The sequence below is a fragment of the Sphingobacterium sp. UBA5789 genome (genome assembly GCF_002418355.1).
Taxonomy (GTDB): Bacteria; Bacteroidota; Bacteroidia; order Sphingobacteriales; family Sphingobacteriaceae; genus Sphingobacterium.
In genome coordinates this window covers 147,190-147,745 of the sequence record NZ_DIDX01000007.1, presented here as the reverse complement: position 1 = coordinate 147,745, position 556 = coordinate 147,190, and the positions used below count along the sequence as shown (strand labels likewise).

Genomic DNA, 556 nt, shown 5'->3' with positions numbered 1-556 from the left:
GCCTTGGGTCAGCAATATATCGACCCGGCGCTATCCGGTTCGTTTGGGAAGATGCTGAATCCGAGTTACAATGCATTGCTGAAAGGAGGTGAAGGAGATGCAGCGCTTCTTTACCGTTACCAATGGGCGGGAGTTGACGGAGCCCCCAAGAGTATCTGGTTCAACGGTAACATAGCTGTTGGAAATCGCGGCATTGCTTTAGGTGTAAATTTCAAACAGTTTAAGATCGGTGTTGAACGCAGTACAGAAGCCTCGGCAAATTTTACCAAAACACTTCAGATNNGAAAGTCGTGCAGTCCCTGCCGGTACATACTTCTATATGCTTGAAGTAAAGATCAACGGTAAATGGGTTTATGACAAAGGCTTCTTCGTTGTCAGATATTAATCAGAGGAAATCAGTGTTGCAGCTCCAGGATGAACTGTAACACATGATTTCTTTAGTAGAGTAACAGTATAAAAAAACAGAAATAACAAGGACTATGAACTTGAAAAAGATAATATCAGGCACGTTATCGTTACTATGTGTCAGCCTGGCCTTGGGTCAGCAATATATCGA

Annotated in this window: 1 protein-coding gene; it reads left to right on the top strand. The window is 43.1% G+C overall.

Annotated features, from left to right (window positions below):
- The first annotated feature begins 51 nt into the window (after nt 1–51).
- Complete coding sequence (locus B4B65_RS18035; RefSeq protein WP_422663657.1) at nt 52–327, top strand: type IX secretion system membrane protein PorP/SprF; 276 nt, start codon at nt 52–54, stop codon at nt 325–327.
- Nucleotides 328–556 lie beyond the last annotated feature (229 nt).